The organism is Herbaspirillum frisingense, from assembly GCF_047325095.1.
Classification (GTDB): domain Bacteria; phylum Pseudomonadota; class Gammaproteobacteria; order Burkholderiales; family Burkholderiaceae_D; genus Herbaspirillum; species Herbaspirillum frisingense.
In genome coordinates, this window is record NZ_CP168558.1 from 22,925 (window position 1) to 43,071 (window position 20,147).

The 20,147-nt window shown below is 63.4% G+C and carries 18 protein-coding genes; 5 read left to right on the plus strand and 13 right to left on the minus strand.

The features are described from left to right. Nucleotides 1–34: 34 nt before the first annotated feature. From ACEOAC_RS00125 to ACEOAC_RS00140, 4 genes are all read right to left on the minus strand, one after another. Nucleotides 35–682, minus strand: a complete 648-nt coding sequence (locus ACEOAC_RS00125; protein ID WP_241813698.1) for an HAD family hydrolase — start codon at nt 680–682, stop codon at nt 35–37. Between the two features lie 59 nt (nt 683–741). Beyond that, nucleotides 742–1,896 (minus strand): c-type cytochrome biogenesis protein CcsB, encoded by a 1,155-nt coding sequence (gene ccsB / locus ACEOAC_RS00130; protein WP_077234951.1) that lies wholly within the window; start codon nt 1,894–1,896, stop codon nt 742–744. Between the two features lie 108 nt (nt 1,897–2,004). Then, entirely contained in the window at nt 2,005–4,176 is a 2,172-nt protein-coding gene (locus tag ACEOAC_RS00135) for a cytochrome c biogenesis protein ResB (protein WP_413444549.1), read from the minus strand. A gap of 343 nt (nt 4,177–4,519) precedes the next feature. Continuing rightward, complete coding sequence (locus ACEOAC_RS00140; protein WP_006464896.1) at nt 4,520–5,182, minus strand: c-type cytochrome; 663 nt, start codon at nt 5,180–5,182, stop codon at nt 4,520–4,522. Nucleotides 5,183–5,386: 204 nt separating this feature from the next. Here ACEOAC_RS00140 and yihA point away from each other — a divergent pair, with 204 nt between their 5' ends. The 4 genes from yihA (at nt 5,387) to ACEOAC_RS00160 (ending at nt 9,011) form a co-directional block, all read left to right on the plus strand. After that, entirely contained in the window at nt 5,387–6,115 is a 729-nt protein-coding gene (yihA, locus tag ACEOAC_RS00145) for a ribosome biogenesis GTP-binding protein YihA/YsxC (protein ID WP_006464897.1), read from the plus strand. Between the two features lie 292 nt (nt 6,116–6,407). Next, entirely contained in the window at nt 6,408–7,427 is a 1,020-nt protein-coding gene (hemB, locus tag ACEOAC_RS00150) for a porphobilinogen synthase (RefSeq protein WP_077234954.1), read from the plus strand. A gap of 25 nt (nt 7,428–7,452) precedes the next feature. Then, nucleotides 7,453–8,433 carry an RNA polymerase sigma factor SigJ gene (gene sigJ / locus ACEOAC_RS00155; protein ID WP_413628631.1) on the plus strand — a complete coding sequence of 327 codons (981 nt, stop codon included), beginning with the start codon at nt 7,453–7,455 and terminating at the stop codon, nt 8,431–8,433. Nucleotides 8,434–8,549: 116 nt separating this feature from the next. Beyond that, nucleotides 8,550–9,011 carry a carboxymuconolactone decarboxylase family protein gene (locus ACEOAC_RS00160; RefSeq protein ID WP_006464900.1) on the plus strand — a complete coding sequence of 154 codons (462 nt, stop codon included), beginning with the start codon at nt 8,550–8,552 and terminating at the stop codon, nt 9,009–9,011. A 150-nt stretch (nt 9,012–9,161) separates the two neighbouring features. On the opposite strand, the gene ACEOAC_RS00165 is transcribed toward ACEOAC_RS00160, so the two are convergent. The 3 genes from ACEOAC_RS00165 to ACEOAC_RS00175 form a co-directional block, all read right to left on the minus strand. Further along, entirely contained in the window at nt 9,162–10,376 is a 1,215-nt protein-coding gene (locus ACEOAC_RS00165; RefSeq protein WP_413445537.1) for an ABC transporter substrate-binding protein, read from the minus strand. 116 nt (nt 10,377–10,492) lie between these two features. Further along, nucleotides 10,493–12,082: an aldehyde dehydrogenase (NADP(+)) gene (locus ACEOAC_RS00170; RefSeq protein WP_006464902.1), complete on the minus strand. Its 1,590-nt coding sequence runs from the start codon at nt 12,080–12,082 to the stop codon at nt 10,493–10,495. A gap of 143 nt (nt 12,083–12,225) precedes the next feature. Then, complete coding sequence (locus tag ACEOAC_RS00175; RefSeq protein ID WP_182993476.1) at nt 12,226–13,365, minus strand: iron-containing alcohol dehydrogenase; 1,140 nt, start codon at nt 13,363–13,365, stop codon at nt 12,226–12,228. 245 nt (nt 13,366–13,610) lie between these two features. On the opposite strand from ACEOAC_RS00175, the gene ACEOAC_RS00180 reads away from it, so the two are divergent. Beyond that, nucleotides 13,611–14,555 (plus strand): LysR family transcriptional regulator, encoded by a 945-nt coding sequence (locus tag ACEOAC_RS00180; protein ID WP_006464904.1) that lies wholly within the window; start codon nt 13,611–13,613, stop codon nt 14,553–14,555. Nucleotides 14,556–14,632: 77 nt separating this feature from the next. Here the strand turns inward: ACEOAC_RS00180 and ACEOAC_RS00185 are convergent, their stop codons facing one another. The 6 genes from ACEOAC_RS00185 to rpsD form a co-directional block, all read right to left on the minus strand. Beyond that, on the minus strand, nt 14,633–15,271 hold the full coding sequence (locus ACEOAC_RS00185; protein WP_006464905.1) for a peroxiredoxin: 639 nt from the start codon (nt 15,269–15,271) through the stop codon (nt 14,633–14,635). A gap of 110 nt (nt 15,272–15,381) precedes the next feature. Then, nucleotides 15,382–17,169, minus strand: coding sequence for a protein-disulfide reductase DsbD (dsbD, locus tag ACEOAC_RS00190; RefSeq protein WP_413443827.1), 1,788 nt, complete (start codon nt 17,167–17,169; stop codon nt 15,382–15,384). A gap of 30 nt (nt 17,170–17,199) precedes the next feature. Then, the gene (cutA, locus tag ACEOAC_RS00195) at nt 17,200–17,547 is read right to left on the minus strand and encodes a divalent-cation tolerance protein CutA (RefSeq protein WP_077234958.1); all 348 of its coding nucleotides are present in this window, start codon (nt 17,545–17,547) and stop codon (nt 17,200–17,202) included. A gap of 151 nt (nt 17,548–17,698) precedes the next feature. Next, nucleotides 17,699–18,094 (minus strand): 50S ribosomal protein L17, encoded by a 396-nt coding sequence (rplQ, locus tag ACEOAC_RS00200; protein ID WP_006464908.1) that lies wholly within the window; start codon nt 18,092–18,094, stop codon nt 17,699–17,701. Nucleotides 18,095–18,280: 186 nt separating this feature from the next. Then, complete coding sequence (locus tag ACEOAC_RS00205; RefSeq protein WP_006464909.1) at nt 18,281–19,258, minus strand: DNA-directed RNA polymerase subunit alpha; 978 nt, start codon at nt 19,256–19,258, stop codon at nt 18,281–18,283. 106 nt (nt 19,259–19,364) lie between these two features. After that, complete coding sequence (gene rpsD, locus ACEOAC_RS00210) at nt 19,365–19,988, minus strand: 30S ribosomal protein S4 (RefSeq protein ID WP_006464910.1); 624 nt, start codon at nt 19,986–19,988, stop codon at nt 19,365–19,367. Nucleotides 19,989–20,147: the final 159 nt, after the last annotated feature.

Consider the following 20,147-nt stretch of genomic DNA (forward strand, 5'->3'; position numbering starts at 1 on the left):
TACCGAAGCCGGCCATGGCTTGGAAAGCCTGCGCTTAGGCAAGCTGCGCATGCAGTTGCCCGAGGTGGGTGATAACGGCCACGCCGGCGGGCAGCTCCGGGTGCAGCGCATGCTCCTGCAGGGCGATCACCTTCATGCCGGCCGCCAGACCCGCCTGTACGCCCGGCAGGCTGTCCTCCACCACGGCGCAGCGCTGCGGCGGCACGCCCAAGCGTTCGGCGGCAAACAGGAAGAGCGCGGGATCGGGTTTCCAGCGCTGCACATCGTAGGCGCTGAAGATACGCCCGGCGAAATGCGGCAGCAGGCCGGTGACGCGCAGGCACAACTCGATCTTGTGATGCGGCGCGTTGGAGGCCAGGGCGAAGGGCAGGTGCAGCTTTTCCAGCATCTCCACGGCACCGCTGATCGGCTGCAGGTGCTGCTCCAGCAGGCTGCCCATCAGCGCGCGCAATTCTTCTTCGAAATGGGCGGGCAGCACCTGGCCCCGCAATTGTTCGATGTGGGAAATGCACCACTTCATGCTGACGCCGCGAAAGCGCGCCAGCGCTTCTTCCGCGCTCAGGCTCACGCCATAGTTGGCCACGTACTCGGACCAGGCCCGCGCCGCCACCACTTCACTGTCGACCAGGGTGCCGTCGCAATCGAAGATGACCAGTTCCGGCGTCAGGGTGCTGTCGTTCATGCTTGCTCCTTATGGTTCAGGGGGGCGAGGCCGCCCTGATCAAGGAGCCGCCGACGCCGTCAAAGTTCGCCGTAGGAATGCAGACCCGAGAGGAACATATTGACTCCCAGGAAAGCGAAGGTGGTCACCAGCAGGCCGACCAGCGCCCACCAGGCCGCGGCACGGCCGCGCAGGCCCTTCATGAGGCGCATGTGCAACCAGGCCGCGTAGTTGAGCCAGACGATGAGCGCCCAGGTTTCCTTCGGGTCCCACGACCAGTAGCCGCCCCAGGCTTCGGCCGCCCACAGCGCACCCAGGATGGTGGCGATGGTGAAGAAGGCGAAACCGACGGCAATGGCCTTGTACATCACATCATCCAGCACCTCCAGCGGGGGCAGGCGATCGGCCAGGTAACCGCGCTCGCGCAGCAGATAGGCCACGGCCACCATGGCGGCCAGGGCGAAGGTGCCATAACCGATGAAATTGGCCGGCACGTGGATCTTCATCCACCAGCTTTGCAGCGCCGGTACCAAAGGCTGGATCTCGGCCGCATCCCGCGAGACGGTATACCACATCAGGAAGCCCACCGCCGCCGTGATGACGGTCAGCACGAAGGCACCCAGCTGGCGGGTGGCGTAGCGCTCTTCGTAATACAGATAGAACAGCGCCGTGATCAGGCAGAACAGGATGAAGACTTCATACAGGTTGGAAATGGGGATGTGGCCCACGTCCGGCCCGATCAGGTAGGACTCGTACCAGCGCACCATCAGGCCGGTAAAGCCCAGCACCACGGCCGCCCAGCACAGGCGCGAGCCGATGGCGTTGCCGGTGCCGGCGGTGGTGGCCAGGCCGCCCCAGTAGAACAGGGTGGACAGGCAGAACAGCGCGCTCATCCAGAGAATGGCGGACTGGCTGGAGAGCATGTATTTCAGGAAGAACTTCTTGTCGGCCAACTCCAGTGCGCCGCCGTACATGGCGATGGCACCCAGCGAGAGCACCGCGATCACCACCATCAGCAGGCGTACCGGCTTCCAGTGCCAGCCCAGCCAGGCGAAGGTGGGTGCGGCCAGCAGCAGCACCGCCTTCTCGTAGTAATCCATGTAGGCGCCGAAGCGCCCGAAGGCGTACAGCGCGCCGGCCACCAGCAAGGCGGCGTAGAGCCAGTCCACGATGCCAAGGCGGCGGAAGAAGCCCTGTTCTTCAGAATAGGCCTGGTTTGCTTGGGTCAGTTCCATTGTGTTCTCCACTGCTGCTGTCCCGGGCGGTGCCAGCCAAAGCGGCTGGCGCGCTGATCTGCCCCGGATGATAACCGCCATACGTCGGCGGCATGTTCAATCGCATGTTCAATCTTTACCGGTCCCGCTTGCGGCCGGCGATGCCGTCCCCGAGAGGCGGCCCTTCATCTGCTCGAATTCCTTGTCGAAGTCCAGCGTACGGCGCTGGGTGCTCATGGCCATCAGCGCCTGGCTGCCCTGGCCATCGGCGGCCGGCTTGATCCAGATCCACAGACGGCGCTCGCGGATGTACAGCATCGCGAACACCCCCAGCACCAGGAACAGACAGCCCAGGTAGACCACCTTCTTGCCCGGCGAACGCGTCACCTGCAGCACCGATGCCTTGATCTCCTGGAAGCCCGATAGTTGCAGGAACACCGGGGCCGGATAGAAGGCGGCATCAGCCAGCGCATTGATGGAAAGCTGCAGGAAGCGACCATGCTTCTCGTCGCTGCTCACCGCCGCCAGGCCATCCTTGGCGCGGGCCGCCTGCCAGAGCTCCCACATGCTGCCGTTGAGGATCTTCATGAAGATATCGGCGGCCTTTTCCTGTTCGGCCGACGGCAGTTGCTCCAGGAAGCGGGTCACGGCGATATAGCCGGACACCTTGCCGTCACCGGCGAAGATGGACAGGCCGCGCAGCGCCGACTGCTGCAGCTGCTCGCGCAGCACCGGCGAGGCGTCGCGCCCGCTGCTGATGGCCTGCTGGGCATAGCGGCGAGCCGCTTCCTCGCGTAGCGCCGGATTGGCCAGGGCGGCGCGCAGGCGCATCCACTCGGCCACGCTGTCATTGTCGTCGGCCGGGATGCGCAGGTAGCGGAAAGGCTGGTCGGGCTGCTCGCGCATGCCGGCCAGGAAGACGTCGGCGCCGTCGATGGGCAGCGACTGCATGTAGTTGAAATACTCGCGGGCCTGGCCGGTCTTGTCGCGCAACTTGTATTGCACACTCGGGCCGACGTTCTTGAAGTCCTTGCTGTTGGCATTCTTGGCACTGGAGCCCAGGTGCTTGTCCAGGCCCTCGATGAAGCCGCGATTGACGTTCTTGCCGACGTTGACCGCGCGTGCATCACCCGAGGTGGAGCCGGCAGTGGAGCCCGAGGCCGCGGCCTGCATGTTTTCCACATTGAAGGGACGGAAGCCGCTCCATTCGATGGTGTAGTCGCCCAGCGCGGCGGGCAGCGCAGTGGTGCCGTTGACCTCACCGGCCAGTTCGAAACGACCGTTGGCACCGCCCCGCATCGGATAGCCGACCAGCTTGAGCTTGCTGCCGCCGTCCTCGAAGCTGGACTGGTAGATCGCCACGCCCTTGTAGATCAGCGGCTCGTTGACCTTGATGGTGGCGGCGGTCTCGCGGCCGGTCTCATGGTCGCGCACCACCACTTCGCTGGCGAACAGCTTGGGCATGCCGGTGGAGTAGAAATCGATGATGAAGCGCTTGAGCGTGATGGTGAAGGGCAGGTCCTGGATCATCACGCCATCCTTTTGCGGGATGATGGCCGTGCTGCTGCTGGAGCCTTCCGGGATCAGCGTATTGCCACGGAAGGTCGGGTTGTTCAGGCCCAGGCGATAGCGTTCAGGAATCTCGGAAATGATGCCGTTGCCGGCGAAGGCCTGCTTGCCATAGAACCACTGCTGGAAGCGGATCGGCAGATCCGAGTCGAGCAAGCCACCCAGGCAGATGATGACGATGGCCGCGTGCGCGAAGATATAGCCCCACTTGTTGGCCGCACCCTGCTTGGCCGCCAGCAGCATTGCGCCATCCCGGTCGGCCAGCTTGGTCTTGTAGCCCTTGGACGCCACCTGCCGCACCAGTCGGGCCGCAGCCTCGGCCGGCGTCTCGCCGCTCTGCCACTCGTGCTTGTGATGGAAATTGCGCAGCGACTGCTCGCGCACGTTGTCGCGCCAGCTTTTGGCGTCGCGCAGCATCTTGGGACCGTTGCGGGCGATGCACAGCGAGGTCGACAACACCAGGAAACCCATGATCAGCAGGAACCACCAGGCCGAGTAGACCGCGTACAGCCCCACCTTGGCGAAGATCTCGAACCAGAACGGGCCGAACTGGTTGACGTAGTTGGGCATCGGCTCGTTCTGCTTCATCACCGTACCGATCACCGAGGCGATGGCGATCAGCGTCAACAGGCTGATGGCAAAGCGCATCGATGAGATCAGTTCGACCGCCTCTCCCAACCAGCGCTGGCGGGTCCTGATCTGGATTCCTTGGGTACTGCTGCCCGTCGTCATATTCCTGCCTTACCGGACCGGGCCTGCCGGTTCCGCTTACCTGGGGGGCACCTTGCCGGTCGGCAAAGCGATGCGAACCCGGATTTTACCGCTCCGGGAGAAAGTCCGTGATATGCCATCGGCAATAGACGCCAACGCCATCCGGGTATGTCGGTGCGCTGGGCCGCAGCCGGACCAGCGCGACGGGCGATATCTTCGGCCAGGCGGGCCCGGAATGCTACGACCTGCATCAAGGCAGGTGAAGGCAGATGGTGGCAAAGGGAGGGCCAATGAAGCCGATGAAAAAAGGCGGCACGGGGCCGCCTTTGATATTGCCATCCCTCTGCGCAATCCCGCAGATGGCTTATTTCAGGCCGGCGATGTAATCGGCCACTGCCTTGATTTCCTTGTCCGACAGGCGTTCGGCAATGCTGGTCATCTGCACGCTGTTGGTACGCGCGCCGCCGCGGAAGTTGGTCAACTGGGCCACCGTGTAATCCTGGTGCTGGCCGGCCAGGCGCGGATACTGGGCCGGGATGCCGGCACCATTGGGGCTGTGGCAGCCGGCACAGGCCGGCACGTTCTTGGCGGCGATGCCACCGCGCCAGATGTGCTTGCCCAGGTCGATGGTGTCCTTGTTCTTGGCCGCGCCGGGCTTGGGTGCCTGGGTAGCCAGATAAGCCGCGACGTTGTGGATGTCCTCGTCCGACAAGGCCTTGGCCATCGGCGACATCACCGGGTTGTTGCGATCCGGGGTACGGAAGTTCAGCAACTGCTTGGCGATGTAGGCCTCATGCTGGCCGGACAGTTTGGGATTCTGGGTGATGGTCGAATTGCCTGCCGCGCCGTGGCAGGACACGCAGGCCACGATGTTGCGCGCATTGTCGCCATTGGTGTAGAGCGCTTCGCCCTTGGCCGGATCGGCCTTGATCGGGGTCTTCTTGTCGTCAGCCGCGTGGGCTGCGCTGGCCACTGCCAGGATGGCAGCAAAAACGGAGTACAACAGTGGGGAAAAGGCACGGTTCATTCGTCACCCTAATACTTATTGTGGAATTGAGAGATTTTGCCCGTTCGGCGGCTAGCTGCCCCTAAACCAAATGCCCGTCGTTTGACCTGTCTCCAATGGCCGCCATATTTTTTACTTGCCCGGCGTCAACGAGGCGTTGGGTTTCGGGCCATTGTACAATAGCTTCTCCGCGTTTTTCCCTCCTCTTTCGGATTTCCCCCCACCATGTCGCAACTTTGGCAAGCCCGTTTCTTCACCACCGTCAATCACCTGCGGGACCTGCCCAAGACCAGCGTACCGGAGATCGCCTTCGCCGGGCGTTCCAATGCCGGCAAGTCCAGTGCCATCAACGTGCTGTGCAACCAGAAGCGCCTGGCCTTCGCCTCCAAGACGCCGGGACGCACCCAGCACATCAACTATTTCTCCATCGGCGGCGCCCACGTCGGGCAGCACCGCAACGACGAGGCGCGCCCGGATGACATCCGGGCCATGCTGGTGGACTTGCCAGGCTATGGCTATGCCGAAGTGTCCGGCTCGGCCAAGCACCACTGGCAAGCCCTGCTGGGCGACTACGTACGACAGCGCGAACAGCTGGCAGCGCTGGTGATGATCGTCGATTCGCGCCGTCCCTTCACCGACCTGGATATCCAGATGATCGAGTGGTTCGCACCGACCGGCAAACCCATCCATTGCATTCTGAGCAAGGCCGACAAGCTCAACCGCAATGAGTCCACCAACGCCCTGCGCCAGGCCCAGACCTACCTGCAGAGCTACGTCGATGAAAACGGCCAGCCCTTCCCGTTCACGGTGCAACTGTTTTCCGCCCTCAAGCGGACCGGCCTGGAAGAGGCCAACGACAAGATCGTGGAACTGGCCGGCCTGAACCAGCCAGCAGCCTCGGCCGCGGTGGCCGACGACGACGTCGCCCAAGATCAGGACACACAGCAAGCCTGATCGCCGACAAGGCGACATCCTTCGGACCGGAGTAAAACGTCATGACGAAAAAAACCCCGGAGAACAGGGATATTCTCCGGGGCGAACGCCTATCGCTAGCGCGATCGGCCCCGCTCAGGGAGGGAAGGGGAAGCGGGGGGCAAATGAATTACCCGCAGCAAAGATAAGCCATACCGAGGGAAAGTTGTTCGCCGCTCGAATCTAAGCAGGCAATTTTCCGAAGTTAGCGATATTTGCCTAGAAAATATTTCAAGATAGCGTCATACAACATCTCTTTATTGAAAGCGAACCTATGTCCTTGACCGATTTCAGTTCCAACGCCGCCTACCCTGCCCTGCGCATGCGCCGCATGCGTCGCGATGCCTTCTCGCGCGCGCTGATGGCCGAAAACGTCATCACCAGCGCCGACCTGATCTATCCGGTATTCGTGCAGGAAGGTCAGAACCTGCGCACCCCCGTGGCCTCGCTGCCGGGCGTGGAACGCCTGTCGCTGGATGCGCTGCTGCCGGTGGCCGAAGAATGCGTGAAGCTGGGCGTGCCGGTGCTGGCGCTGTTCCCGGTGATCGATCCGGCCCTGAAGACGCCCGATGGCATCGAAGCCACCAACCCGGATGGACTGGTCCCGCGTGTGGTGCGGGCGCTGAAAGAGCGCTTCCCCGAACTGGGCGTGCTGTGCGACGTGGCGCTGGACCCCTACACCAGCCACGGCCAGGACGGCGTGCTGGACGAGACCGGCTACATCCTCAACGATGAAACCCTCGCGCTGCTGGTCAGGCAGGCGCAAACCCAGGCCGATGCCGGCGTGGACGTGGTCGCCCCCTCGGACATGATGGACGGCCGCATCGCCGCCATCCGCGCCATGCTGGAAGCAAAGGGCCATATCTACACCCGCATCATGGCCTACTCGGCCAAGTATGCCTCGGCCTTCTACGGCCCCTTCCGCGATGCGGTCGGCTCGGCCGCCAACCTGGGCAAGGGCAGCAAGGCCACCTACCAGATGGACCCGGCCAACAGCGACGAGGCCCTGCGCGAAGTCGCGCTGGACCTCAAGGAAGGCGCCGACATGGTGATGGTCAAGCCGGGCATGCCTTACCTGGACATCGTGCGCCGCGTGAAGGACGAATTCCGCGTGCCCACCTTCGCCTACCAGGTCAGCGGCGAATACGCGATGATCAAGGCCGCCGCCCAGAACGGCTGGCTGGATCACGACAAGACCATGATGGAAGCCATGATGGCCTTCAAGCGCGCCGGCGCCGATGGCGTGCTGACCTACTTCGCGCTGGACATCGCGCGCAAGCTCAAGCAGGGCTGATCCTCGGCACCCGCCGGCTGCGCTGATGGCAGACGATCTCGACCTCTTCACCCGCCACCGGCCGCGCCTGTTCGGCGTGGCCTACCGCATGCTGGCCTCGCGCAGCGACGCCGAAGACGTGCTGCAGGACGCCTGGCTGCGCTGGCATGCCCAGGACCGGCAGCAACTGGAATCGGCCGAGGCCTGGCTGGTGACGGTGGTGACGCGGCTGTGCATCGATCGCCTGCGCCAGCTGCAGCAGGAGCGCCAGCACTACGTCGGCCACTGGCTGCCGGAACCCCTGGTGGACCTGGCCGAACCGGCCGCCGAGATCGACCTGTACGGCCAGGCCAGCCTGGCGCCTTCGCCGGAGGCGCTGCTGGAGCAGCATAGCGATGTGTCCTTTGCCTACCTGTTGCTGCTGGAGCGCCTCAAACCCGAGGAGCGCGCCGCCTTCCTGCTGCGCGAAGTATTCGACAACGACTACCCCGACATCGCCGCCATCCTGCAGAAATCTGAGGCCAGCTGTCGCCAGCTGGTGCACCGCGCCCGCGAACGCCTGTCGCGCCATGATGCCAAATCGGCCGGCGCGCCCGGCAGCGTGACCCCGCGCGCCACCCTGCGCGCGGCCTCCAGCCCGGTCACCCGCGAAACCCACGCCCTGTTGCTGGAAAAGTTCATGCAAGCGGTCCAGAGTGGCCAGCGCGACGCCATGCTGGGCCTGCTGGCCGAGGATGCCCGCCTGATCGGCGACGGCGGTGGCAAGGTCGCTTCCTTCCCCCATCCGCTGGCCGGCGCCGAGCGCATCTCCTGGCTGTACTACGCCAACCTGCGCCGCTTCGGCGAGCGCATCGCCTATCGTGCAGCCTCGGTCAACGGCACGCCGGGCCTGCTGCGCTACGTCGATGGCACGCTGGAATCGGCCCAGGTGCTGGAAACCGAGGGTGGGCGCATTCGCGAGATCTACGTGGTCCGCAATCCGGACAAGCTGGCGGCCATTGCCCGTCAGCAGCTGGACCCGGCCTGAAGATTATTTCGCTTCTTTTTTCCGAAAACTGTCACAAGACGACACCCCGCTCCGTCTAGTGGAGGAACACCGGCGATTCGCGCCGCTGTCACCTCACCCACTGATGGAGAATTGTCATGTCCGACTTCAAGCAACGTCTGCCCCACGCCAAGCTCGCCGCTCCCGCCTTCAACGCCCTGCTCAAGGCCAGCGAAGCGGTGCACCAGAGCGGGGTCGATCCCAAGCTGCTGGAACTGGTATTCCTGCGCGTCTCCCAACTCAACGGTTGCGCCTTCTGCGCCGACATGCACTCGCATGACCTGCTCAAGAATGGCGAAGACCAGCAGCGCCTCAACACCCTGGCCGCCTGGCGCGAAATCCCCTTCTTCACCGAACAGGAGCGCGCCGCGCTCAACTGGGCCGAACGCTTCACCTATCTGCACCAGCAGGATGGCGAGAAGGACGATGCCGCCTTCGCCCTGCTGCAACAGCACTTCAGCGAGGCCGAGATCGCCAACCTGACCTTCGCAGTGGCCATCATCAACGCCTGGAACCGCCTGGGCGTGGCCATGCGTCCGCAGGTACCGCGCCGCGCCTGAGAGCGCAGCATCCGGGCGAAAAAAAACGCACCCCGGTCACCCGGGATGCGTAGAACATGGTCCGATCCACATCAGACTTTCTGCTCAAAAAGGGGCGGGCGGCGCACTCACGGGCGGCGCCCTGCTGGGCGTTTCAATATCGGCGCTGGCTTACTTCCAGAGCGCGCACTTGGATTCGGCCTTGGTCATGTAGGCCTGCTCGCCGGGAATGGTCTGCACCAGCTTGTAATAATCCCAGGGGCGCTTGGATTCTGAAGGTTTCTTCACCTCCATCAGATACATGTCATGCACCATGCGGCCGTCCGGACGCACCACGCCATTGCTGGTGAAGAAATCGTTGATGCGGTTCTTGCGCAGGTAATCCATGACCTGGTCCGGATCGGTGCTGCCCACGGCCTTCACCGCCTTCAGATACTGCCCCACAGCCGAGGCATCACCAGCCTGGAACATGGACGGCATCTTCTTCATCTTCATGAAGTAGCGATTGGCCCAGGCGCGGCTCTGGTCGTTGAGGTCCCAGTACCAGCCATCGGTGAGGTACATCCCTTGCGTGAGCTGCAGGCCCAGCGAGTGGGTATCGTTGATGAAGATCAGGAGCCCCGCCAGCTTCATGGTCTTGTTCACGCCGAATTCATTGGCCGCCTTGATGGCATTGATGACGTCGCCACCGGCCACCGCCAGCCCGAGGATCTGGGCCTTGGAGGATTGCGCCTGCAGCAGGAAGGACGAGAAATCCGAGGTCGCCAGCGGGACCCGGGTGGCGCCCACGACATTGCCACCATTGCTCTTGACGACATCGCTGGTGTCTTTTTCCAGCGAGGTGCCGAAGGCATAGTCGGCCGTCAGGAAGTACCAGGACTTGCCGCCCTGACGGGTGATGGCAGCCCCCGTGCCGCGCGCCAGGGCCGTGGTGTCGTAGGCGTACTGGATGGTGTAGGCATTGCATTCCTCGTTGGTCTGGCGCGTGGTGCCGGCGCCGACCGAGATGAAGACCTTCTTCTTTTCGCCCGCCACCTTGCCCATGGCCAGGCTGGCCGCCGAGTTCACGCCACCGACCAGCATGTCCACGCCGTCGCGGTCGAACCACTCACGCGCCTTGTTGGCGGCGATGTCGGCCTTGTTCTGGTGGTCGGCAAAGACCAGTTCCACTTTCTTGCCGTTGATGGTGCCGCCGGCATCGGCGATGGCCATGCGGATCGCCTCGACGCCGCCCTGGCCGTCGAAGTCGGCATAGGTGCCCGACATGTCGGTGATGAAGCCGATCTTGATGGTGTCGCCCGCCGCCTGGGCGGAAGGGATGGTCGCTGCGCCGAACAGCGCGCAGACGGTAGCAGACAGCGCAGCGCGCTGGATGGATTTCATCATGAGTCTCCTCCTCTTGGGGTCTTGGGATATTGTTGTTGCGACCCCGCAATCGAGTGCGGGGAAGGGGGAACAGGACCGACGACAGGGCGCCGGTCCGGGTGCTGCAACGTGCTGGATCAGGCGACGGTGGCGCGGGTCTGCTCGCCATCGACCAGGCGCATCAGGCCCAGCGGGTTGGCGTTCTGCAGCGGTGCCGGCAGCATCGCGTCGGGGTAGTTCTGGTAGCACACCGGACGCAGGAAGCGCTCGATGGCCAGCGTACCGACCGAGGTGCCACGGGCGTCCGAGGTGGCCGGATAGGGGCCACCGTGAACCATCGCATCACACACCTCGACACCGGTCGGGAAGCCGTTCAGCAGCAGGCGGCCGGCCTTCTGTTCCAGGATCGCGATCAGGTCCTGGTTGCCTTGCAGATCACCGATCTCGGCTTGCAGGGTGGCGGTCAGCTGGCCGTTCATCTTGGCGGCGAAGTCCAGCAGTTGCTCGCGGCTTTCCAGTTCGACGATGACGGTGGAGGGGCCGAAGACTTCCTCTTCCAGCGGCGCTTCCTTGGAGAACAGCAGCGCGGCGTCGGCCTTGAACAGATGCGGCACGGCCTGGGTGTAGCTGGTGCCGCCGGTGGCGATCACCTTCACGCCCGGCAACTGGGTCAGGCGCGCGACACCGCCGTTGTAGTGGGTCAGGCCGCCGCTGTTGAGCATGGTGGCCGGATTGCTGCCGCCGAAGGCCGCCGACAGCTTTTCGATGAAGGCGGTCAGCTCGGGCGAACGCACACCCAGCAGCAGGCCCGGGCTGGTGCACAGCTGGCCCACGCCGACCGTGACCGAACCGGCCAGGTCCTTGGCAATGGCGTCACCACGCACCTTCAGTGCTTCCGACATCAGGATGATGGGGTTGATGCTGGACATCTCGGCAAACACCGGAATCGGTTGCGGACGGGCAGCCGCCATGTCGCACAGGGCGCGACCGCCACGCAGCGAACCGGTGAAGCCGACTGCCTGGATGCCGGCGCTCTTGACCAGCTGGGCGCCCACGCGGTCGCCATAGACCATGTTGAAGGTACCGGCCGGCATGCCGGTCTTCTTGACGGCGCGCTCGATGGCATCGGCCACCAGTTCGGAGGTCACCAGGTGGCCGCTGTGGGCCTTGAAGACCACCGGGCAGCCTGCTGCCAGGGCGGCGGCGGTATCACCACCGGCCACCGAGAAGGCCAGCGGGAAGTTGCTGGCACCGAACACGGCCACCGGACCCACGCCGATCTTGTATTGGCGGATATCCGGGCGCGGCAGCGGTTGGCGCTGCGGCAGGGCGGTATCGATGCGCGCGCCGTAGAAGTCGCCACGGCGCAGGACCTTGGCGAACAGGCGCATCTGGCCGCTGGTGCGGGCGCGTTCACCGGCCAGGCGCGGCGTGGCCGGCAGGGCGGTTTCACGGGCCACGGCGGCGAGGAAATCGTCACCCAGGGCATCGATCTCGTCGGCGATGGCTTCCAGGAACTGGGCACGCTGTTGCGAGGTGGTGGCGCGGTACAGGGGATAGGCCTTCTCGGCCGCATCCACGGCGGCGGCCACTTCGTTTTCGGTGGCGGTCAGGAAGGGGGTCTCGAAGAGCGCGCCGGTGGTCGCGTCCACGCTATGCAGGGCGACGTCGCCCTGACCGCTGCGCTGGCCGCCGATGTAGTTGTGTCCAAGGATCTTGTAGCTCACGATGTGCTCCTGCTGGTTTCGTTGATGCCGCCCGGGTTCGGGTCAGGCATGAGAGCCGCGCCCGCGCAATGCGGGAGCAGCTGAGGGGGACTTGCAGGACAGGCCGGCCGTGGCCGCTGCCCTGCGCCGGTCATTGTCGGCCATCACATGGATTGCTGCAGCATCTGCAGGTAATCCTGTTCCGAGGCCTCGCGCGGATTGGTTTTGTGGCTGTGATCGGCCAGCGCGCCCTTGATGATCTGCGGGAACATGGACTCGCTCACGCCCAGTTCACCCAGGCCGGCCGGCAAGCCCAGGCGACGGCTCATGTCGCGGATCGCCGGGCCGATCTCGGCACCGCTGGCCAGGCCCATGGCATGGGCCATGCGCGCCATCTTGTTGTCCTTGACCATGGTCGGCGCGCTTTCGTTGAAGGCGATGATGGCCGGCAGGAAGATGGCATTGAGGGTGCCGTGGTGCAGCTTGGGATTGATGCCGCCCAGCGAGTGCGACAGGCTGTGCACGCAACCCAGGCCCTTCTGGAAGGCCATGGCGCCCTGCATCGAGGCACTCATCATGTTGAGTCGTGCTTCGCGGTCGCCCGGCTCACGGGTGGCGCGTTCGATATGCGCCCAGGCGCGCCACAGGCCATCCAGCGCGATGCCATCGGCAGGCGGATTGAAGGACGGTGCCATGAAGGTTTCCAGGCAGTGGGCGATGGCGTCCATGCCGGTGGCGGCGGTCATCAGCGGCGGCAGGCCCAGCGTCAGCTCAGGGTCGCAGATGGCCAGCCGGGGCACCAGGTAGGGCGAGATGATGCCGACCTTGCGGCCGTCGTCCAGGATCAGGATGGCGCCACGGCCGACTTCGCTGCCGGTACCGGCGGTGGTCGGAATGGCGATCACCGGCGCGGTCCGGGCGGTGATGTTGGACAGGCCGCCTTCGATCAGCGCGAACGACTTCAGCGGTCCCTCATGCGTACCGCAGACCGCCACGCCCTTGGCCAGGTCGATGGAAGAGCCACCACCCACGGCCACGATGCCGTCGCAGCCCTGCTCGCGGAACAGCGCCACGGCCGCACGTACGGCAGCTTCGTTGGGGTTGGGCGGGGTCTGGTCGTAGACCACGGCCGCACTGCCTTCCTTGAGCTGCGCCAGGACCTTGTCCAGCAGACCGGCATTGCGGATGCCCATGTCGGTGACCACCAGCGGCTTCTTGATGCCGATGCGATCGCATTCCTGCTGCAGCAGCGCCAGTGCGCCGTAGTCGAACTGGACCTGGGTGATGTAGTTGATGAGTGCCATTAGGGTGCCGTTAGGTGCAATTAAGCTTCGAATCATGCTGTGATTACATAGCCATGATTCATAGATGTCGCCAGCCAGGCCGCGGTCTGGGGGTGTCGACGCCGTCCTGCGAGCCCGACCTTTTCCCTCTGCGACCTGCTTTTGAAAGCGAGACTCTAAGCCATCGCCCGGCCCTTGGCTAATGAGAGCTGTTGATATGGGTATAACCAAAGCTCATACTGGAGACCTATTCGAGGATCAACGCCATGCACAATACCCTGCCCTCCCTGGCCTCCATCACCTCCCGCCTGCACCTGCGCCAGTTAAGGCTTCTGATTGCCCTGTCCGACCACGGCTCGCTGCTCAAGGCGGCCGAGCAGGTGGCCCTGACCCAGCCCGGCGCCAGCAAGGCGCTGCAGGAGATCGAAAGCACCCTGGGTGTGCAACTGTTCACCCGCACCAACCGCGGGCTGGAGCCCACCGAGCTGGGCCATTGCGTGATCCGCTATGCAAGGCTGATCCAGACCGACCTGACCCACCTGCGGGAAGAGATGCTGTCGATCATGCAAGGTCACGGCGGCCGGCTGGCAGTGGGGACCATCATGGGAGCAGTGCCGTTGTTGACCGATGCGCTGACGCGCCTGCTGGAGAGCCATCCCTCGCTGTCGGTGGAGATCGTGGAAGACACCAGTGCCCGATTGCTGCGCCTGCTCGACCAGGGCCGGCTGGATCTGGCGATCTGCCGCACCAGCATCAGCCAGCGCCCGGACCTGTATGACGCCTTCAACATCCATGACGAACAACTGGCGGTGGTGGCCAGTGTGCAGCATCCCCTGGCCGGAGCATCCAGTCTGCAACTGGCGGATCTGGCCGATTCGCGATGGGTGGTGTATTCGGCCAACATGCCGATGCGGCTCACGCTGGAGCGGGAATTCCACGACGCCGACCTGCGCTTCCCGCTGCACCTGATGGAAACCACCTCGGCCTTCACCACGCTGTCGCTGCTGCAGAAGAATCCGCACTTCGTGGCCCTGCTGTCGGTGGACGTGGCGCAGTTCTGCACGCGTTTCGGCATGACGCGCATCCTGCCGCTGCAATTGCATACCCGCAGCGAACCCTACCAGCTCGTGACACGACACGGCACCATGCTCTCCCCGGTGGCGCGGCTGTTCATCGACGACTTTGCGCGCACGGTAGCGCCGCAAGAGTGAGCCCGGCCTGGCGCGCGCCAAACAAAAAGCGCTCCCGCAGGAGCGCTTTTCTTTGGTCCGGCCGACCGCTTGCCGGATTATTTGTTCGGTTGCGGGGTGATGCGCAGGTAAGGGCGCGGCGACTTGTAGCCCTTGGGATATTTCTGCTTGATGACTTCCTCATCCTTGACCGACAGCGGGATGATGACGTCGTCGCCGTCCTTCCAGTTACCCGGGGTGGCCACGGTGTAGCCATCGGTCAGTTGCAGGGCATCGATGACGCGCAGCACTTCGTCGAAGTTGCGGCCGGTGCTCATCGGGTAGGTGATGATGAGGCGCACCTTCTTCTTGGGATCGATGACGAACAGCGAACGCACCGTAGCCGTCTCGGACTGGTTGGGGTGGATCATGTCGTAGAGACCAGCGACCTTCTTGTCGACGTCGGCCACGATGGGGAAACCGACCACGGTCTGCTGGGTTTCCTCGATGTCCTTGATCCACTGGTTGTGGGCTTCGGCACCGTCGACCGACAGGGCGATGGCCTTGACGTTGCGCTTGTCGAATTCGGGCTTGAGCTTGGCCGTCAGACCCAGCTCGGTGGTGCAGACCGGCGTGAAGTCAGCCGGGTGGGAGAACAGCACGACCCAGGAATCACCCGCCCAGTCGTGGAATTTGATCTTGCCGATCGAGGATTCTTGCTCGAAATCCGGTGCAGTATCGCCCAGGCGCAGCGTCATGGTGGTCTCCTTGGTTGAACGGTTGAAAACAGAAAGGCTGACTATAACGCGATGCCCGCGTCAGGCCAACGACTATAAAGTGGTATCCAAATAACGCAGCGCAATGATTTCTACAGGTTTTGCAGCGTGGACACGAACTTGTCTGCATCCTGGTAACCGATCACGCGGCGTTGTACCAGCTCGCGTCCATCCGCATCGAAAAACATGATCCCGGGCGGGCCGAAGAGATTGAAGCGCTTGAGCATGGCGCGGTCATCGGCATTGTTGGCGGTCACATCGATCTGCAGCAGCAGCATCTGGCCGAAGCGTTCCTTCACGCGCTGGTCACTGAAGGTGAAGCGTTCCATTTCCTTGCAGGAGACGCACCAGTCGGCGTAGAAGTCCAGCATCACCGGACGGCGCTCACCGGCGGCATTCTGCTGCAGGGCCGCGTCCAGCTCGGCGCTGGAACGGATGCGCACAAAGTCCGTGCCGACCACCGCGGTACCCTGCGCGCGCAGATGCGACAGCGGCGCCAATGGGTCGCGACCACCGGTCACCACGCTGACCAGTTGCAGCAGACCCAATGTGACCACCGCCAGGCCGAGTCCACGTGCGATCCAGCCTCCCGGGCGGGACCACAGCAGGAAGGCGCCATAGCCGATGCCCAGCATCGCCCAGCCCGCCATCTGCAGCCAGGACGGGATCACCGGCGAGACCATCCACAGCGCCGTACCCAGCATGAGCACGCCAAAGAAGCGCTTGACCGCATCCATCCAGGCGCCTGCGCGAGGGAGCAGCGCACCTGCAGACGCACCGATGAGCAGCAGCGGTACGCTCATGCCGGCGGCCATCGCAAACAGGGCGCTACCGCCCAGCACCACGTTGCCGGTCTGGCTGATGTAGAGAAGTGCCCCGGCCAGCGGCGCGGCCACGCAGGGGCCGACGATCAGTGCCGAGATCGCGCCCATCAGGAACACGCCAAGCCATTTGCCGCTGCCATTGCCCGAGGCCGACGACAGGCGGGATTGCACGGAGGCCGGCACCTGCAGCGTGTAGACGTCGAACATCGACAGGGCCAGTACCGCCATCAGCAGCGCAAAGCCGGCCAGCATCCACGGGTTTTGCAGATAGGCCGACAAGCCCTCGCCCAGCATCCCGGCGGCCACACCCAGGGCGGTATAGACCAAGGCCATACCAAGCGAGTAGGCGACCGACATCAGGAAGCTGCGAGCGCGGCCACCGCCGGCGGCAGTCTGCTGGCCGACGATGATCGAGGACAGGATGGGCAGCATCGGCAGCACGCAAGGCGTGAAGGAGAGTCCAATACCCAGCACGAAGAACAGCGACAGGATGCTCCACAGCTTGCCGCTCTTCAGTACGGCGGCAATTCCGTCGATATCGCTGCCGCCGGTGGCCTGCATCGCATCACCGCCGCCCGCGCCCACGCTCTGGCCGGTCGCCTGGGGCGACATGGTCAGCTTGAGCGTCATCGGTGGATAACATAGCCCCTTGTCGGCGCAACCTTGCGACACCGCCACCACGGTAAATCTGCCCACAGCGCCGCTGACCGGCATGCGGGCCGTCACCGATTGGTGATAGGTCTCCACTTCCTTCTGGAAGTTGTCGTCATATTTGCGCTTGCCGGGGGGAAATTGTGGCTCGCCCAGCGTCGCGCCCTCGGCGCTGAAGTGGAAGCGGTCGCGGTACATGTAATAGCCATCGGCGATGCGATAGCTCAATTCCAGGGTCCCGGCATCGACCATGCGTCCGCTGAGCTGGAAGGCCTGCTCCGGCGGAAGATAATCTTCGGCGGCATGCGCCACGATCGTGGACAGCGTGGCCACCAGCATCAGCAGACACTGCAGGGAGAGCAGCCACAAGCGCTGCAGGCGCCGGCCAATCCGGTGGCGCGTCATGATGAGATTCAACGGAGTTCCTTGTCTGCCTTACAGGCGTAATGGCCGGGCGGTTTCATCCTGCATCCAGGCGAGGTAGGCCGGAAGACCTGCCGTGAGCGGCAAGGCGATGATCTCCGGCACATCATAGGGATGCAACTGCAGGATGGTTCGCTCCAGCTCCTGGTAGCGCGCCTGCGTGGTCTTGATCAGCAAGGGGATTTCGCTCTCACGCTGCATCTTGCCTTGCCAGCGATAGACCGAGCTCACCGGCGCCAGGATATTGACGCAGGCTGCCAGCCCTGGTTCCACCAGGGCTGTGGCGATCTTTTCGGCCAGCGCCTGATCCGGCACATTGGCCAGGACCAGAAGCGGTTGGTTCAACAGGGACGAGGTCATGTCAGCATCTCCTTGCGCATGCCGTATTCAACCACAGACTGTGCCGGCGCGCCGCCATGCAAGATCAGGACATGCCATGAAAAATGGCTACCAAAAAACAAAAAAGCCAGGCTGAGCCTGGCTTTTCTGCAGAGACGGACAACCGAGTGATTTACTCAGCGGTCGGGGCATCCGCGGCGTCGCTGACTTCCGGACGGTCCACCAGCTCGACGAAGGCCATCGGAGCGTTGTCGCCTTGGCGGAAGCCCATCTTCAGGATGCGCAGGTAGCCGCCGTTACGGGCAGCGTAGCGCGGGCCCAGTTCGGAGAACAGCTTGCCGACGATTTCGCGATCGCGCAGGCGGTTGAAGGCCAGACGCTTGTTGGCCAGGGTGTCGGTCTTGCCCAGGGTCAGGATCGGCTCGACGACGCGGCGCAGTTCCTTGGCCTTCGGCAGGGTGGTCTTGATGGCTTCATGACGCAGCAGGGAGACAGTCATGTTGCGCAGCATGGCCAGACGGTGGGACGAAGTACGATTCAGTTTGCGGAGACCGTGACGGTGACGCATGGTAATTTCCTTTCAGGTTACAGTTTTGATCCAGTTCTTCTATCGGCAGGCCAGCTTCGCTGTCCGGACCGCGGACCGGTAAATGACGGATAAAAGTATTGCTACGGGTACGACGGGTGCGACAGATACAGCGTCTTGCCAGCCTGGCCGGCGGGATGGTGCTCCACGCCAGCCAGGCAGCAGGAATTACTTCTCCAGACCGGCCGGCGGCCAGTTTTCCAGCTTCATGCCCAGGGTCAGGCCACGCGAAGCCAGGACTTCCTTGATTTCGTTCAACGACTTGCGACCCAGGTTCGGGGTCTTCAGCAGTTCGTTTTCGCTGCGCTGGATCAGATCGCCGATGTAGTAGATGTTCTCGGCCTTCAGGCAGTTTGCGGAACGAACGGTCAGTTCCAGGTCGTCCACCGGACGCAGCAGGATAGGATCGACCTGCGGTGCGCGCGACGGTGCTTCTGCAGTCGCTTCGGTGCCTTCCAGGGCAGCGAACACGTTCAGTTGATCAACCAGCACGCGAGCCGACTGGCGGATCGCTTCTTCCGGAGTGATGACGCCGTTGGTCTCGATGTTCATGACCAGCTTGTCCAGGTCGGTACGCTGTTCCACACGTGCGGATTCCACAGCGTAGGACACGCGACGCACCGGCGAGAAGGACGCGTCCAGGATGATGCGACCGATGGTCTTGTTGGTGTCTTCGGACAGGCGACGCACGTTGCCCGGCACGTAGCCACGGCCCTTTTCGACCTTGATCTGCATGTCCAGCTTGCCGCCACCGGTCAGGTTGGCGATGACGTGATCCGGGTTGATCAGTTCGACGTCGTGCGGCAGATCGATATCGGAAGCCAGGACGGCGCCTTCGCCTTCCTTCTTCAGGGTCAGGGTGACTTCGTCACGGTTGTGCAGCTTGAAGACCACGCCCTTCAGGTTCAGCAGGATATCCACGACGTCTTCCTGCACGCCGTCCAGCGAGGAGTACTCGTGCACGACACCGGCGATGGTGACTTCGGTGGGAGCGTAACCGCTCATGGTCGACAGCAGCACGCGACGCAGCGCGTTGCCCAGGGTGTGACCATAACCGCGCTCGAACGGCTCCATCACGACCTTGGCGTGACCGGGAGCCAGTGTTTCCACTTCGATGATGCGGGGCTTCAACAAACTGTTTTGCATGAATTGTCCTTTTCAATACCCTCGGCTCGTTACACCGATAAGGCTGATGGCAGTTCGGAAAAATGCCCACCATGAGGTGGGCACAGAGGTACAGCGGTACAGCGGATTAACGCGAGTACAGTTCGACGATCAGCGATTCGTTGACGTCGGCAGCGATTTCGCTACGGTCCGGAGCGGACTTGAAGGTGCCTTCCAGCTTCTTCGAATCCACGGAAACCCACTGCGGGAAACCGTTCGATTCGGCCAGCGACAGGGCTTCGGCGATACGCACTTGCTTCTTGGCCTTTTCGCGGATGGCGACGACGTCACCAGCCTTGACCGAGTAGGAAGCGATGTTCACGACTTGACCGTTCACGGTCAGGGCCTTGTGGGACACCAGCTGACGCGCTTCAGCGCGGGTCGAGCCGAAGCCCATGCGGTAGACGACGTTGTCCAGGCGCGATTCCAGCAGCTTCAGCAGGGTTTCGCCGGTGTTGCCCTTGCGGCGGTCGGCTTCAGCGAAGTAGCGGCGGAACTGACGCTCGAGGACGCCGTACATGCGCTTGACCTTCTGCTTTTCACGCAGCTGGTTGCCGTAGTCGGAAGTGCGGGCGCCGGAGGTGCGGCCGTGTTGACCTGGCTTGGAATCCAGCTTGCACTTGGAATCCAGCGAGCGGCGTGCGCTCTTCAGGAACAGGTCGGTGCCTTCGCGGCGGGAGAGTTTTGCTTTGGGTCCGATATAACGTGCCACGGTATTTCCTTTATCAATGACGTCCCAGACTGCCGGACGCTAGTCTGACCTGCATGCGGTCAGACAGTGGTCTTAAGAACAAAACCCGCCAAGGCGATTGGCGGGTGATTTCCAGCGCTTTCACCTGAAGCCAGGCGAAAGCGCAAGATTATACTACAA